This is a genomic window from Campylobacter gastrosuis (genome assembly GCF_030249845.1).
GTDB lineage: Bacteria > Campylobacterota > Campylobacteria > Campylobacterales > Campylobacteraceae > Campylobacter_A > Campylobacter_A gastrosuis.
The window spans coordinates 321,480-337,663 of sequence record NZ_JANURM010000001.1 but is presented as its reverse complement, the minus strand read 5'-3'; the positions used below and the strand labels follow the sequence as shown (position 1 = coordinate 337,663).

The 16,184-nt window shown below is 40.0% G+C and carries 12 protein-coding genes; 4 read left to right on the top strand and 8 right to left on the bottom strand.

Annotation, left to right across the window (positions count from 1 at the left end; translation table 11 throughout):
• Nucleotides 1-178: 178 nt before the first annotated feature.
• From NYG85_RS01690 to NYG85_RS01660, 7 genes are all read right to left on the bottom strand, one after another.
• On the bottom strand, nt 179-2,197 hold the full coding sequence (locus tag NYG85_RS01690) for a rhodanese-like domain-containing protein (protein ID WP_284936629.1): 2,019 nt from the start codon (nt 2,195-2,197) through the stop codon (nt 179-181).
• A gap of 49 nt (nt 2,198-2,246) precedes the next feature.
• The gene (locus tag NYG85_RS01685) at nt 2,247-4,250 is read right to left on the bottom strand and encodes a cytochrome c3 family protein (RefSeq protein ID WP_284936628.1); all 2,004 of its coding nucleotides are present in this window, start codon (nt 4,248-4,250) and stop codon (nt 2,247-2,249) included.
• A 334-nt stretch (nt 4,251-4,584) separates the two neighbouring features.
• On the bottom strand, nt 4,585-7,224 hold the full coding sequence (gene polA / locus NYG85_RS01680; protein ID WP_284936626.1) for a DNA polymerase I: 2,640 nt from the start codon (nt 7,222-7,224) through the stop codon (nt 4,585-4,587).
• A gap of 82 nt (nt 7,225-7,306) precedes the next feature.
• Nucleotides 7,307-8,104 (bottom strand): HDOD domain-containing protein, encoded by a 798-nt coding sequence (locus tag NYG85_RS01675; RefSeq protein WP_284936625.1) that lies wholly within the window; start codon nt 8,102-8,104, stop codon nt 7,307-7,309.
• 829 nt (nt 8,105-8,933) lie between these two features.
• Complete coding sequence (nspC, locus tag NYG85_RS01670; RefSeq protein ID WP_284936623.1) at nt 8,934-10,067, bottom strand: carboxynorspermidine decarboxylase; 1,134 nt, start codon at nt 10,065-10,067, stop codon at nt 8,934-8,936.
• Entirely contained in the window at nt 10,067-11,446 is a 1,380-nt protein-coding gene (locus NYG85_RS01665; RefSeq protein WP_284936622.1) for an FAD-linked oxidase C-terminal domain-containing protein, read from the bottom strand. Before NYG85_RS01665 ends, nspC begins: the two co-directional genes overlap by 1 nt.
• A gap of 1 nt (nt 11,447) precedes the next feature.
• Complete coding sequence (locus NYG85_RS01660) at nt 11,448-12,167, bottom strand: plasminogen-binding N-terminal domain-containing protein (protein ID WP_284936620.1); 720 nt, start codon at nt 12,165-12,167, stop codon at nt 11,448-11,450.
• A 115-nt stretch (nt 12,168-12,282) separates the two neighbouring features.
• Between NYG85_RS01660 and NYG85_RS01655 the strand changes: the two genes are divergently transcribed.
• Genes NYG85_RS01655 through NYG85_RS01640 form a run of 4 tightly spaced genes read left to right on the top strand, consistent with a single transcriptional unit; the run spans nt 12,283 to nt 15,876 of the window.
• Nucleotides 12,283-13,449, top strand: a complete 1,167-nt coding sequence (locus NYG85_RS01655; protein ID WP_284936618.1) for a peptidoglycan DD-metalloendopeptidase family protein — start codon at nt 12,283-12,285, stop codon at nt 13,447-13,449.
• Between the two features lie 8 nt (nt 13,450-13,457).
• Nucleotides 13,458-14,822: a magnesium transporter gene (mgtE, locus tag NYG85_RS01650; protein WP_284936617.1), complete on the top strand. Its 1,365-nt coding sequence runs from the start codon at nt 13,458-13,460 to the stop codon at nt 14,820-14,822.
• Nucleotides 14,807-15,397, top strand: a complete 591-nt coding sequence (locus tag NYG85_RS01645; RefSeq protein ID WP_284936616.1) for an NUDIX hydrolase — start codon at nt 14,807-14,809, stop codon at nt 15,395-15,397. Before mgtE ends, NYG85_RS01645 begins: the two co-directional genes overlap by 16 nt.
• A complete protein-coding gene (locus NYG85_RS01640; protein WP_284936614.1) occupies nt 15,394-15,876 on the top strand; it encodes a tetratricopeptide repeat protein in 483 nt (160 codons plus the stop codon). Before NYG85_RS01645 ends, NYG85_RS01640 begins: the two co-directional genes overlap by 4 nt.
• Here NYG85_RS01640 and NYG85_RS01635 read toward each other — a convergent pair.
• Nucleotides 15,868-16,134, bottom strand: coding sequence for a hypothetical protein (locus NYG85_RS01635; protein ID WP_284936613.1), 267 nt, complete (start codon nt 16,132-16,134; stop codon nt 15,868-15,870). The two genes, NYG85_RS01640 and NYG85_RS01635, sit on opposite strands and share 9 nt — an antisense overlap.
• Nucleotides 16,135-16,184: the final 50 nt, after the last annotated feature.

The following is a 16,184-nucleotide window of genomic DNA, read 5'->3' as shown; positions in this document are numbered from 1 at the left end:
TAAAAAACAAACAACATTACAGGTAAAGCGTAAATATAAGCTCTCAATACGCCCAAGAGATTATAAATTTAAAAGGTATTTAAAGGCATAAAATTTACATTAGAAATCAAAATGAAAAATAGCTCACTTTAATTTAAAAAGCAATAATAAAAATTTAAAGGGGGCAAAACCCCCTTATTTATAGACTTGCGATATAGGCGTAAATCATTAGCCCTAAGAAAACAAGTCCAGTTAAAAGCATAGCAAAACCAGCAAATTTTGCCAGTGGTTTATACCAAGCGTAGTTCTCGTTTGTGTGGTATAAATTTTTAATCTCGCCGTTTTTAACGAGCCTTTCATACCATTTTGCACGCTCTTGCTTAATCTCTTCTTCGCTTAAAGTCCCGCTAAAAATCACCATATCCATTGGGAAGCGGTCAGCCCTAAAATGCGTGTTAAAGAAGTGAATCGCAAAGATAAATCCAGTCGCAAGCAACGCCTCATCTGAATGCACAAGGGTGCTTAAATTTATCATCCAGCCCGGCATAAAATTGGCAAAGAATGTTGGAAACCAAAGCACAAGCCCGCTAAATCCGATGATAAACATACCCCAAAATACCGCTAAATAATCAAACTTCTCCCAGTAAGTCCAGCGGTCAAACTGCGGTCTTTCGCCCCTGCCGATAAACCACATAAAGTGTGCTTTCATATCCTTAAAGTCCTGCCACCTTGGCATTAGCGAATCAGCATCAAACAGGCGTTTAAAAAATCCCTCACCTTTGCGTTTTTGCACCACAATAATCTCAGCAATATGGCTAAAAAACACGCCAAACATCACAACAGCTGCTACGTGGTGAATTAGCGTTGCCATCTCAATACCACCCATTAAATCAATCATCTTAACAGCCCAAGGCGCTGTGTAAAATTTCTGTGGCAAACCAGAAAACGCTAACGCTAAAAATGACGCTGCCATAAAGAAGTGTTGCACCAAGTGAAGTGTGCTAAACCGCTTAATAGTCGTCTTATCAGCGTGTGCTTTGCTTCTTGCCTCGCGCCACTCTTTTGGATATTTTAGTCTTACGCTTATTAGTTTTATGCTCCATAAAAGCGTGTGAAGTCCAAAAAACGCAAACACCGCAATAACAAGCCCAGTCATAAAGATATAAGCAGCGTGTAAAACTGGGTAGTTTTGGCTATCCGTGTGGTCAGCGTGAGCGATGAAGCCGGTGAAATTTAGATTTGAGTTAGGGTGGCACTCACCGCACGTTTTGACACGATTATTTACGTGAATTGTCGAGCGTTCATTTTGCATTGGCAATACATTATGTGTGCCGTGGCAATCAAAACACGCCGCAACCCTAATCGCATCGCCTTTTTTGTTTAAAAGCAATGCCTTGCCGTGAAAGGTCTCGTGATAGAGCGACTGCTGTTTTTCGTGGCAAACACCGCAGTTTTCTTGGCTTAGCTGTTTTAGCTCTTTATGCACCTCGCCACTTTTATTTGCAATATGCACTCCGTGGCAATCAGTGCAGTTTGGTAGCTCCCTATTTGGCTTTAAATCAGTCGTAACAAGCGGACTATGCACACTCTTTTCAAAGTGCGTTTTCTCATCTTTATGACAGCTTTTGCAGTTGTCATTTACAAAAGCCTTGTCCTTAAACAGCTCATCTTTTTGCTCTTTTGAGGCAAAAACGACCTTTGGCGAAGTGTGGCAGTCCCTACACGCTGGGATATTTGCAAACCACAAATGCTCGTGAATGCCGTCTTTGAAATTCTCTATCTTTTTATCTGTTAGCTTTTTTGAGGTAAAAAACGCACTTTGCGTCTGTCTGCCAGATATCGCCCACGCATCAATGCCCTCGGTCATATAAAACAGATTTTCATAGCCCTCATCTTTTAGCACCTTTGCGATGTTTGTCGGCTCACGTGAGCTTGAATTTAGCCCATAGATTACTATCGTGGCGTTTTTATCGCTAGGTAAAAAGCTTAAAACATTGTTTAAATTTACATTTATCGCCCCAGCAATGTGTCTTTGTTTGTAAATTTTCTCATCATTTGTGTCTAAAAAATAGGCAGTTTTGCTTAAATTTTCAGCCTGAGATAGACTTATGGGGCGGACGCCGTCTAAATCTAAATTTACATCCATAGGCATAGAGGCAAATGTCGGTAAAGTCGCCAAAGCGATAAAAGCTAGAATCAATTTTATAAATTTTAACATAGCCTTCTCTCCTTATTTAATATAAAGGGGGAGTTTGCCCCCTTAGTTTTTATTTGCTCTTGCCAGTTGCTATATCTTGTGCTTGTTGTGCGTAAGTTAGCGCCTCATCTACTAGCTTAGCTGCGTATTTTGGTCCATGAACGCCCCAAGAGCCATCTTTTTTAAGCCTATCAAGAATATCTTGTGCCTGTTTTGCAAAGCTTAAAGCCCTTGATTTTGCGTCTGTTGAGAGTTTTTTATTCTCAGCTAAACTCTTATCAACCGAGCGTAAAATTTTCTCAATATTAGCGTAGCCGTCTTTTACCGGTCTTTGCCACTGCATTACGGCTTCATAGATTGTGGCTTGGTCTTTATAGTGAAGCTCTTTTGGCAAGGTTGATTGAATCACACTATGGCAGCCACTCGCACCCGGTTTTACTAGATTTGGGTCTTCAAATGCAGTTCTACCGCAACTCCACATTAAATCCACAAAGAAGCGTCCATCTTCACGTGCTAAACGCCAACCTTTCTCTTTTGGATTTCTATCTTTGCCCGGAGGTGGGTTTAGTGATTTTTTATCTTTATCAACCAAAATTTTCCAAATATGCGAAGCCCTTACGTTATCATAACCAGCCTTATCAGGGTCTTGAATAGCGGCAAAATTTTCACAGCTCATCATATTTGGCATATGACAACCCGTGCAGTTATCTTTTGCGTGTGGGCCACCGAATTTAAACATCTCTTTTTGTGGCTCGTGGCAGTCCTCGCAGGTCTTTTTAAGCCCTGTTAGAGTGTAGTGGTCGCGCCAGTCGTTTGCAGTAACCTCGTGTGGGTCGTGGCAGGTATTACACCTTAAACCTTTATCGTAATGCACTGAGTTATAAAGCTGAGCACCCTCTGTGCCACAAGATGGACAGCTTGACTTAAAGTAGGCGTTAAACGGCTTTCGTGGGTTTAGCTTACCATCATCTTCGTGATACTGAAATCTTTGGTGACAGCGTTCGCAGTTGCTAGCCATACCAGCACCTCTTGCACCATAAAGGTGAGCTCCGGCTCCGTGGCACTCCTCGCAAGAAATTCCCATATTTATAGCGTGTTTTCTAAGCTCTTTTGGTTTGCCAAGTGCGCTTAAAAATTCCTCTTTTGATTTAAAATCAAACTTAAACGAGTGGCAGACTTCGCAGTAAGCACTTGCTGGTTGAAAGCGGAATTTTTTCTGATAGGTAGCACCATAAGAGTTCATACCCCACATATGTGAGCCAGAACCGCCAAATCCAGCCATATCGGTCGGGAAGTTTGGCGAAATTTCAGCCTGAATGCGTTTTGCCACCTCTGGGGTTAAAAATTTTGTCCAATTGACTGAAAACTGGTTACCACCAGCTACGATTTTTGAATTATTATCATCAAGTGTGCCGTCAATTACGTGATACGTGCCACGAACTAGCCATTTATCCAAAAATCCATACTTCGTGCGTGGTGTGCCTAGAATTGCAAATGTATCATCAGGGCGAATGCCAGTCGTTAAAATCGGCACATTTGTGCCATACATACCCTGTTTTGGATCGCCATTAACTTCATCTAAATCCTCTGGGAAGCGGATAGTTTTAGCGTGGCGAGAACGCTCCCACTGGGCGTATTGTGCTGGGTGGCACTCGCCACACTTTGCCGAGCCTACGAATTTATTTGGGAAGTCAAGAAAGCTCTCATAAGCCAAGCGGTAAGTTACAGCCGTTGGGCGACCGACCTTTTGGGCGTATTTTTTACCGCCGCCAAAATCCACAAACTCCTCTTGGCGGTCTGAAAGTGCGTATTCGCCGACAAGTCGCCCCTCTTTTTCAAATTTAAAAATCGGGTGATTTTCTCTAAGATAATCCCAGTAATACTTATCCGCTTCAACGGTGTCAAGCAACGTTCTAGGCTTAAAGCCATCATTTTGAAAGGTTTTTGCAACCTCTTTTTGTTTGCTTTTTGCTACCTCATCGTCTGTTGGCGGATTATCAGCGTGTAAAACACCAAGCGATAAAACCGCCAAAATACAGGCTTTTGATAGCATTTTAAATGAAAAAGTTTTCATTTTTTGCTCCTTTGTTAGGCTAAGCCTAAATGTTTTTTAAATACTCGCAAAAGCTTTAATGCTTTATTAACGCCATTTTAATAATTTCGTTTAAAAATAAACTTAATGAGATTTAATTTGTATGATTATTTTACCTATTTATGGGGCTGTTTTTTAGTTTAAATTTACATTCGCTTTATTTACTTTTTACTTTAATTTTAAAATTTCGTATATTTTTGGTTTAAAATTGAAAATTTTTACTTTGAGTTTATAAACTAAATTTTCTTGATTTAAATCAAGAAAATTTAGCGAGTGTGTAAAAATGTAACACTTTTTAAAATTTTAGCTTAAAATTTTACTTTAAATCTGCCCAATTTTTTGCAATATTTAGCGAGGTTTTTAGTGGGACATTTAGTGGATAGATGTTTTGCATTATCTGCTGTGCGTTTTGACTAAACTCATCAACAAACTCATCTTTAACCTCAAAAATAAGCTCATCGTGAATTTGAAGCAACATCTTTGCATCGTCGTTTAAAATCTCTCTCATCTTAACCATTGCTAGTTTTATGATATCGGCTGCCGAGCCTTGAAATTTCGTATTTACCGCCTCTCTTTCATACATTGCAAGTTGCATTGGCGTGGCGTTTATAAAGTCAAAATATCGCTTTCTGCCAAGCAAAGTCGTAACAAATCCGTCCGATTTTGCCTGTGTTTTTAAGCTATCTAAAAATTCCTTAATGCTAGAAAACGCCATAAAATAACGCTCAATGTAGCTTTTTGCCTCAGCTCTGCTTACATTTATCTGCTCGCTTAATTTACTAGCCCCCATACCATAAATCAGACCGAAATTTATGCTCTTTGCCACTGCCCTATTTTGCGGGTTTAACTCGCCAAAGATATTAATCGCACTTCTAGCGTGAATGTCCTCATCATCAAAAAACGCCTTAATTAAGGCACTATCCTTGCTAAAATGAGCAAGCAGTCTAAGCTCAATCTGCGAATAATCAAGCCCAACAAAGCTAAATCCGGGCTTTGAAACAAAGGCAAGGCGGATATCCCTTGAAAGCTCGCTTCTAGCTGGGATATTTTGCAGGTTTGGATTTTTACTTGAAAGTCTGCCAGTGCTTGTGCCAGTTTGGATAAAATTTGTATAAATTCGTGCGTTTTTATCGCTATTTGCAAGGGCTAAAAGTGGCTCACAATAGGTGCTTTGAAGCTTGTAAATTTCTCTATAATCTAGTAGTTTTTCAATCACTGGATGTGCGTCTTTTAGCTCATTTAGCACGGCTTCATCGGTGCTGTAACCAGTTTTTGTCTTTTTCTTAACTGGTAGTTTTAACTTCTCAAAAAGCACGACTCCTAGCTGTTTAACCGAGTTTATGTTAAAATTTTCGCCGACTAAATCATAAATTTCGTTAGTTAGTTGCTTTAATTTCTCATCGTTTTTAGCGATTAAATAGCGAAGCCTAGGTTTTTCTACACCTATGCCTTCATTTTGCATATCAAGCAGAGTTAGGATAAATGGGAATTCAAGCTCGTCAGCTAGTTTTAGCAGATTTTTATCAAGCAGATTTAAAAAGCTTTTATAAAATTTAAGCGTAATCCAAGCGTCCTCGGCTGCGTATTTTACGGCATTTTCAAGGCTTACGTTAGCAAATGTTTCGCCCTTTTTTACCACGTCTTCAAATTTTATCGTCTCATAATCATAAAGTCGCTTAGCAAGGGCGTCCATACCAACGCTAAGGCTAGGCTCGCTAAGCCACGCTAAAATCATCGTGTCCTTAAAATTTTTAGGCGGATTTAGCCCTAAATTTCGCCTAATAATCTCAAAATCATACTTTAAATTTTGCCCGACAACACAGCCTTTGTAAATTTCGCCCACTGCCCACGTGGCAAACTCAACGCTAATTTGTGCCCCAACGCCAAGATAGCTGTGAGCTATTGGGACGTAATACGCCTCGTTTTCGTTAAAACAAAACGAAAAGCCAACAAGCTTTGCACTTTTTGCGTCAATGTCGGTGGTTTCGGTATCAAAGCTAATTAGCGTATTTTCATCAATGCCGCCTAAAATTTGCTCAATTTGCTTTTCATCATTTAGCAAAATCGCATTAAATCCGAGCGAAATTTTTAGCTCATCTGCCTCGTTTTTTAGGTTTTTTAAGATACGATTCAACTCAAATTCACGCAAAATTTCACTAATTTTTAAAAGCGGATTTTGCTCTGGGAATTTTGCCTTTAATAAATCAATCTCGCTGAATGCATCATTAAAAAGCGTAACTAACTTTTTGCTTAAAAACGCGCTCTCCTTGCCATCAACAAGCATATTTCTTATGCGTTCGTTTAGCACGAGCGATAAATTTTCATAGATATTTTCAATACTGCCTAGCTCATCAAGTAGCTTTTTTGCACCCTTTGCACCGATACCTTTTACGCCGGGGACATTATCTGAGCTATCGCCTGTTAGGGCTAAGAAGTCGCGAATTTTACTTGGCAAGACGCCATATTTTTCAAGACAGCTTTGGCTATTATGCTCAATCTTTGTTTGAGGGCTATAAATGCTAACTTTGCCGTCATCAATGAGCTGATAAAGGTCCTTATCGTGAGTAACAACTCGCACGAAAATCCCCTGCTCTTTTGCGATTTTAACAGCCGTAGCGATGATATCATCAGCCTCGTATCCCTCGCGGCTAATCGCACAAAGCCCCATTTTTTCAATCATATCAATGCAAATTGGCAGCTGTGCTTTAAGCTCTGCTGGTGGCTCGCTTCTGTTTGCCTTGTAGTCGCCTAAAATTTTATGCCTTAGCGTCTCGCCCTTGCTATCAAGTGCGAAAATTATGTAATCACTTTTAAACTCATCGTTTAAATTTGCGATGAAATTTGCAAATCCGCTAATCATACCGCTTGGTTTGCCATCTTTGTTTTTAAGGTTTGGCATAGCGTAATAAAGGCGAAAAAAGAAGCCAAAAGTATCAATAATAGTAAGAGTTTTCATAAATATCCTTTTTTAGGATATTGTAGCTAAATTGGGTTTAATTTATTAAGTGGTTTAATTAAAACCACTTAATTTAAATTGCCTACGCCTTTACTTCGCCAATAACATCAGCTAAAATTTGCGTATCAAAGCCAAAATGCTTAGCTGTATTTATGGCTAACTCAATGCTTTTTTGGCTTAGCGGGTCTTTTACACCGCATAAAATTCTTAAAACATAAAGTGCGGCTGCCACCTTTTGTCTATCATCTGGGGCTGCGCTTGGGTCGTCTGAGTGTCTAATAAAGTCAATCATATTTGGCTCAAAACGCCAGTGGTCAAAAATATCAGCGGTTAGCAAAACGCTAGTCGTGCCAAAATAATCACGCTCAGCCTCGCTCACGCTCATCACGCCAAGGTCGCCCTTAAACCTATCTACGGCATTTTCTCTAATTATCTCATCAGCTAAGATAATCTTGCCAGTATCTTGAAGCAAGGCACACAAAAACAGCTCCTCAACTAAACTTGGCATTATCCTTTTAAACCACCTTTTTGCGATAGCACTTTGCAAATTTGAGATATTTACAAACTGCTCTGGCGTAATGCCATAAGGGCGGACGTCAATCTTTAAAAGCCCTTTAATTGTGGAGTTCATAACGAGTGATTTTGTCATAGTTTTGCCAAAAAGACTAACGGCTTGAAGGACATTTTTGATTTGGCGGTTAAAACCATAAAGCGGAGAATTTGCAGTTTTTAAAAGGTCAGCAACCACCATAGGGTCGCCCTCAATCGCCTTTGCAACCTCATCAATCCCACCATCGCCCTCACACGCTTGTCTGATTTTTTGAAAGCTCTCTGGTAGCGGTGGTAGCGATTTCACCCTAGTTTTTAACTCATCTGTCATATCATCTCCTTAAAAATTTAGCGTGATTTTATCCAAAATAGATTTAAAATTTTATTTTAATCGGACTTTATCTTAAAATTTTGCGTTTTTAAATTGGCTAATTTTTTGTGGCTATAAGTGGCAATATTGTTGAATTTAGGTTAGTTTGTTAAAATGCCAAAAAGTGTTAAAATTAAAAAGTGGCAAGAGTTAATCATAAATGCTTTTATGAATCTAAGTATTGCTCTTATTGCAGGTGGTATATTAAAGTTGGTGCTAGATTTACTAGCATTATATCATCAGTTACGATAGTGTTTTTTGGGGCTTATACTTTGCTTATAACAGCACTCACAGCTAAATACATAGATGAAAGGGGTTGATATGGACACATCAGCATACGTTGCACTAGGTATCGCAGTAGCTGTTACCATCGCACTTTATTTTATAAGAAAAACAGCAAAACCACAACACTAATTTAAATAACTTACCGCTTTAAAAATAAAATTTAAAGGCGGTATTTTGCTTAATCTCTTTCGTAATAGCCATTGTCTTACGGCTTTTGCAGCATAGCCGATAAATTCACTATAAACAAATACCAAAACAAGCGAAGCGTTTTTTGCGGAGCAAAAATGTTTCTTTAAAACAAGCGAAGCGTTTTTTGCAAAGCTTAAATGTTTCTATAAAACAAGCGAAGCAGTGCTACGAAGTAGCAGGTTTCTATAAAACAAGCGAAGCGTTTTTTGCGGAGCAAAAATGTTTCTATAAAGCAGTTTGCGTTCTATTAGCTTCGCTAATTCTTCGTTCGCTCAGTTTCTTCGTTCGCTCAGATTAAATGACAAGACATTGTCGTTTAATTCCTTCGCTCATACTCCTCATATCCGAAATTTCGGATAGTTTTTGCGTTGCCATTTTGGTCTAAATAGACTAAATCAGGTAGTTTTACGCCGTTAAAGGTCGTGTTTTTTACGATTGTGTAGTGAATTTGATCTTCAAAAATAATGCGGTCGCCAACTTTTAACGGCTCATCAAAATAATAATCAGGCAAACCAGCACTAAGTCCCACAATATCCCCAGCCAAGCAGGTGTGTCCGCCAAATCTATAACAAAACGCCCCACTCTCACGCTCTCCACGCACAGCAGGGCGGTAAGGCATAAGCACAGTATCTGGCATATGAGCCTCGGCTGAAACATCAAGTATTGCGATATTTTTGCCGTTTTTAACAATATCAAGCACAGATGCTACAAGATAGCCAGTCTGCCAACCAACCGCCTCACCCGGCTCTAAAATCACGCTCACGCCGTATTTTTGCCTAAAATTTTTAATAAGCTTTATAAGCAAATCAACATCATATCCAGCCCTTGTGATATGGTGTCCGCCACCAAAATTTACCCACTTCATACCCTTTATAAACTTGCCAAATTTTCGCTCAAACTCGCCTAAAACACGCTCTAAACTACTAGCACTCTCCTCGCAAAGTGCGTGAAAATGCAGTCCGCTAATGCCTTTAAGCTCGTTTGGGTCTAAATTTTCAAGCGTAATGCCAAGTCGGCTAAACTCGCCACAAGGATTGTAGGCATCAGTTGGCGAAGCCGAGCTTTCTGGATTTAGCCTAAGTCCGCACTCAACGCCCATTTTTAGGGCTTTATCTCTAAATTTAGCCCACTGGGTGTGGCTGTTAAAGATGACGTGATTTGAGAGCGATAAAATCTCATCAATCTCATCATCTTTAAAGGCTGGCGAGTAGGTGCAAATCTCGCCTTTTACGTATTGTTTTGCAAATTTTGCCTCATAAAGCCCACTGCTTGTAGCTCCGTCAAGATACTGGCTTACAAGCCCCATAGCACCGCTAAATGCAAAGCCTTTTAGGGCGATGAAAATTTTAGCCCCACTCTCATCTTTTACGCGCTTTAAAAGCTCTAAATTCTGCCTTAACTTCGCCTCTTCGCACACGTAGGCTGGGGTTTTGATATCACACTCTCTCATCACAGCCCCATTTTGCCCGGATTTAAGATATTGTTTGGGTCAAATGCCATTTTTATCCGCCTAAAAAGGTTCATCTCGGCTTCATTAAACGCAAGTGGCATAAATTCAGCCTTGCTAATGCCAATGCCGTGCTCGCCACTTAAAGTCCCGCCTAAATCAACGGCGATTTTAAAAATTTCTTCAATAGCTTTGTGTCCGTTTTCTACCTGTTTTTCATCATTTTTATCAACGACCATTACGTTTGTATGGACGTTGCCATCGCCAGTGTGACCAAAACAAGGCACTTTTATGCCGTATTTTTGGCTTACCTTTTCTATCTCATCAAGTAGCTCTGGTAGTTTTGAGCGTGGCACGGTTATATCTTCGTTTAATTTTAGCGTCCCATAGCAGTTTATCGCTTGCGAGCAGTTTCGGCGACTAAACCAAATATCAGCCGCCTGTGCCTCATCTTTTGCTACCTTAAAATCAATCGCCCCATTTTGCATAAAAACATCCCTAATCACGGCTAAATCGGCGTCAAGTTTAGTTTCTGTATCGCCATCAACATCGCTTATTAAAATCGCCCCAGCCTCGCTTGGCAAACCTTTATTAAAGCGGTCATTTACAGCCTTTATGCAAAGCGCGTCTAAAAACTCCATAGCCACTGGCGTAACACCAGCTGCCATTGTCTTATAAACGGCGTTCATTGCCGTTTTTACATCGGCAAAAATTCCCATTGCAGTCTTGCTCATCTTTGGCTTTGCGATTAGTTTTAGCGTGATTTGCGTTATCACAGCCAAAGTGCCTTCGCTTGCGATTAAAATTCCAGCCACGTTATAACCAGCGACATCTTTTATCGTTCGCTTACCAGCTCTAATAATATCGCCATTAGGCAAAACAGCACGAATCGCCATAACATAATCTTTTGTAATGCCGTATTTTGCCGCTCTCATACCGCCAGCGTTTTCGCTTACGTTGCCGCCGATTGTAGAGTAGTCTTGACTAGCAGGGTCTGGCGGATAAAATAGCCCCACAGCCTGCACCGCACGCTGTAAATCCATATTTATAACGCCCGGCTCAACAACTGCGACCATATTTTGCATATCTATCTCTAAAATTTTATTCATATGCTTTTCAAGTGCTAAAACCAAACCGCCATTTACGCTTAAAGCACCGCCAGTAAAGCCACTACCAGCACCACGAGCTACGATTGGGATTTTATTTTCGTTGCAGTATTTTAAAATTTCACTCACATCATTTTCATCTCGTGGGTATAAAACTCCATCAGGCAAGTGGCGTTTTTTAGTAGCGTCATAGCAGTAAGCTAGGCGATGAGCGTCGTCAAAATGGGCATTTTCATCGCCTAAGAGTGATTTAAAAAATTTTATGTGCTTTTGCATTTTACTGCCCTAAAAGTCTATCGTAATGTGCGTCGTAATTGTTTATGTGTTCGCTATTTAGCTTGTAAAAAATGGTGTCAATATCACGCACACGAGTGTAAAATGGTAGCTGATAGCTATCAACCTCGCCAGTTTCAAACTCTTTTATGACCTTAAAACTCTGACAATCAGCAAAGACGCTTTTTTTATCCATACCGATAAAAATCAGCCCAGCCGCACTTTGTGAGCACATTTTACGAAAATCATCACGGCTTGGGTTTGGCTTGTATTCATAGCTTAAATACGCCCCAACAATATCTGGATGAATAAACATAACATCTTTAAACGCCGACACGACCTCATCGTAAATTTCTCTATTTGGCACGACAATTAACGCCCTATCATACAAGAAATTTAAAATCGCCAAATCGCCACTTTTTGGCTCAACGCCGGGCAGTGGCAGGGCTTTTTGCTCTAAGCTATCAAAGACCTCAAACTGCAATTTAGCAAAGCCACCGCCCTTTGATATGACGCTCACACGAGCGATGATTGAGCTATCGCCAACACCAAACTGACGCATAACAACCCCACTTGAACCAACCACAATCTCTGGGCTATCAACAATAGTCGCCGACCCATCATCATCAATGCTAATTAGCGGAGTTTTGTATTCTTTCATACTAAAACTAGCACCAAAAGCAAAGCTAAACATAAGCATAAAAACAAGCAAAAACTTTCTCAACGCACAATCCTTTAATTTGAAATTTTTGGCGATTATAGCCTAAAATGCTTTATTTTTTGCAAAATTTAAAGAAAATTTTAGTAACATTAGGGCTATTTTTTTACAAAGGATTTTAATGCCAAAGGTGCTACTTCTCATACTTTTAACACTAAATTTATATGCGTTAAAACCAAGTGTTGAGGAGCTTAGCTGGCCTAGTGGCACACCTTTTTTAAATTTCTTAGAGAGCAACCGCCTGCCACTTTCGCTATTTTACAACCTTTCTGGCGAAGATAAAGAGCTAGCAGAAGAGATTTCAGCTGGGATAAAATATCAGGTTTTAAGAGATGATAAAAACAGCATAAAGCAAATTTTAATCCCAGTAAATGATGAGCTTCAAATGCATATTTTTTTAGATGAAAAGGATAATTACAAGCTAGAATTTATACCTATTTCATATCAGGTTGAAGATAGAGTTTTAAACATCAAAATTGAACGCTCAATCACAGAAGATATCTATGACTACACCGGCTCAATGCAACTTGCCGTGAGTTTTAGGGACGCATTTAAAAACGAAGGCATTGACTTTAAACGCATAAAAAAAGGCGATAGAGTAGTCATAATCTACACGCAAAAAAGGCGTTTAGGCAGAATTTTTGGCACACCAGATATTAGTGCGGCTATGTTTATTACAAGGGATAAAAAGTATTCAGTTTATAAATTTAACGATAAATTTTACGACAGAAGCGGTAAAGATAGAGAAAAGGTGGTCTTTATTCGCCCACTTGCAAATGCAAGAATAACATCGCCATTTACCCTAAAAAGGTGGCACCCAGTCTTGCAAAGATACAGGGCTCATCTTGGCGTTGATTACGGCGCACCTCGTGGCACACCAGTAAAATCATCTGGCGATGGCGTGATAAAATTTGTAGGCACAAAGGGGGGTTATGGCAAAACCATAATCGTATCTCACAGCGGTGGTTACGAAACGCTTTATGCGCATTTAAACGGCTTTGCAAAAGGGATAAAAACTGGGCTAAAAGTCCAGCAAGGCAAACAAATCGCATATGTAGGCAATACCGGTATGAGCACCGGCCCGCACCTGCATTTTGGTCTTTATCGCGGGCAAAAGCCACTAAATCCAGAGAGTATGATGAGAGTTATAAAAAGCGTTCTTGAAGGCAAAGAAGGGGTGAAATTTAAATCTATCGTGCAAAAATTTGATGGTGAGCTAGGTAAAATTTTAAACAGCAATGAAACTAGTCAAAAAGAGGAGAAATTCCCAGATGTCGTTAGCTTTTAGGAGCAAAAATGAGCGTTGATTTAGAAACGGCAAAAGAGCAACTTGACCTGCACCTTGATGAGAATTTAGAGAGCGACCTTACAGCTTACGATATCGCTCATCACTTAAAGACACTAAAACACCACGATGACGAGCTTTTTAACGACTACGTAAAGCAACTTGACCCTGAAACGCTAGGCGACGTGGCTATGGAGCTACCTGAGTCGCTTTTAAAAGACGTGATTGAAAATGTGCCATCAGAGCAAATCGTAAATGCCCTTGCCGAGCTTGAAAGCGATGACGCAACCGACCTTTTACAGCAGATTGAAGAGATTGATGAAGATAAGGCAAGGGAGATTTTTGATAGGCTTGACAAGGACGATCAGGCTGATATTTTACGCCTTAGAAGCTACGATGAGAACGAAGCTGGCGCATATATGCAAACCGAGCTATTTAGTGCAAATTTAGCCGAAAGGCTAGGCGATGCTGTGGCTAGACTTCGTGAGCTAAAAGCCGCTGGGGAGCTTGAAAACATCTCACAGCTTTTTATCGTGGATAATCATCACATTTTAAAATACGCAATCCCGCTTGAAGAGCTGATTTTATTTGATTTTTCAAAGAGCCTAAGGGCGATTATTGATGAAAAAGAGCCAGATTTTTACAAGCCCCACACCGCACTTGATAGCGATAACATAAAAGATGTCGTTGGTATCGTGCAAGATTATGATTTAAACGTAATTGCTGTTGTTGATTCTAGGGGCGTTTTGCTTGGGCGTATCACGGCTGATGATATTCACGATATTATTGAAGAGAGTGCGACCGAGCAGATTTATAACCTAGCTGGTGTTGATGATGACGCCGAGGATGAAGAGACGCTAGTAAAGGCTGGCAAGGCGCGTGCTATTTGGCTACTTATAAATTTATTTACCGCTATTGTCAGCTCTGCAATAATCGGACTTTTTGATGAAACAATAGCAAGTTACGTAGCACTTGCTGTGCTAATGCCAATAGTTGCTTCAATGGGCGGTAACACCGGCACACAAGCCCTAACGGTAACGGTTCGTAGGCTTACTCTTGGCGAGATTGAGTTTAAGGACGCAAAGCACGTTTTAAAGCGAGAGGTCGGAATTTCAATGATAAATGGCACGATTTTTGGCTTTGTTATGGGCGTGATTGCGTGGTTTTGGTTTGATAAGGCACTCCTTGGCGTTGTGATTGCTGGGAGTATGGTTATAAATTTAAGCCTAGCTGGGTTTTTTGGCACGATTATACCGCTTACATTAAAGCGTTTTGGCATTGACCCAGCAGTCGGCTCGGCTGTGGTTTTAACGACCTTTACCGATTGTATCGGATTTTTTAGCTTTTTAGGACTTGCAAAATGGATACTATTATAACTGACCTTGAAATTTTACCCTTTGTCGGCTCAAAATACTTAGAGCCATTTACGATGAGCTTTAAACAAAACGGCAAAAGACGCACTTGGGACTGCGTAAAGGTCTTTAACTGCGTTTCAATTTTTATGTATCACAAGCAAAAGGACGCATTTTTATTTGTCAAGCAGTTTCGCCCAGCTGTGTGGTATTCGCAAAAAAAGAGCGGATTTTTTAGCGATGAGCCTGGCTATACTTACGAGCTTTGTGCTGGGATTTTAGATAAAAATTTAAGCGATGAGCAAACCGCACTTGAAGAGGTCATTGAAGAAACTGGCTATAAACTGCCAAATTTAGAGCGAATTAGCCGAAACTACGGCTCACTTGGCTTTGGTGGCAACACGCAAACTATGTTTTACGGCGAGATTGATGAGAGTATGAAAGTCAGCGAAGGCGGTGGGATAGATGATGAGAGCATTGAGCTTGTCTTTATCAAACAAAAAGATATGCAAAATTTCATCTACGATGAGAGCAAGGTTAAGGGCTTTGGGCTTATGTTTGCTTATTTGTGGTGGAGAGAATTTAAGGGGGCAAAGTGAGAAATTTTCTACTTTTTTTAGCTATTTTTAGCGTGGCTTTTGGCGGTGGGAGTGAGCAATTTACTGGTGGCGTAAAGCCAAGTGGCGAGGTCATACTTGAAAACGAATACGCAAAATCGGCTAAAATTTTCAAAGAGAGTTGCGAAAAAGGACACGCCTACAACTGCTATAACTTGGCTGAGTTTTATGCAAAGGGGTTAGGCGTGATAAAAAGCGATGAAAACGCCTTAAAATACTACCAAATTTCGTGCGATTTAAAGCTGCCTTATGGCTGTTTTAAGGTCGCAAATATCGCCTTAGAAAAGGGCGAAAATCAAAAGGCGTTGCGTGATTTTACGGCTTCTTGCGAACTTGGCGATGATATGGGCTGTCTTTGGCTGTCTAAATTTTATGAAAATAGCGACAAGCAAAAGTCATCAAACTACACCCAAAAAGCCTGTCAAATGGGCAACGATAGTGCGTGTGCGAGTTTAAAGTAGATTTTTTAGTATAAAATCTATCTTTTTAGCCCTAAATTTTCGCTCGTTTTTTAGGGCTAGGATTTTATCATTTAGGGCTAAAATTTTGCCGTTTAGCTCCAACTCTTTGGCTTTTAAAATTTTAAAAAATGAGCGTCTGAAGTGATTTACTAGCGCCGTTTTAAAAATTCTTGCCGTATCTTTTTTGCTCTTAAAAATAGTGTTGTTTTTGATAAAAACTTCAACTAAAAATATCTCATCAACGCTTTTAATCCCCAAACGCCCCAAAGAAATCTCTAAAATTTTAAGCCTTCTAAACTCGCAAAATG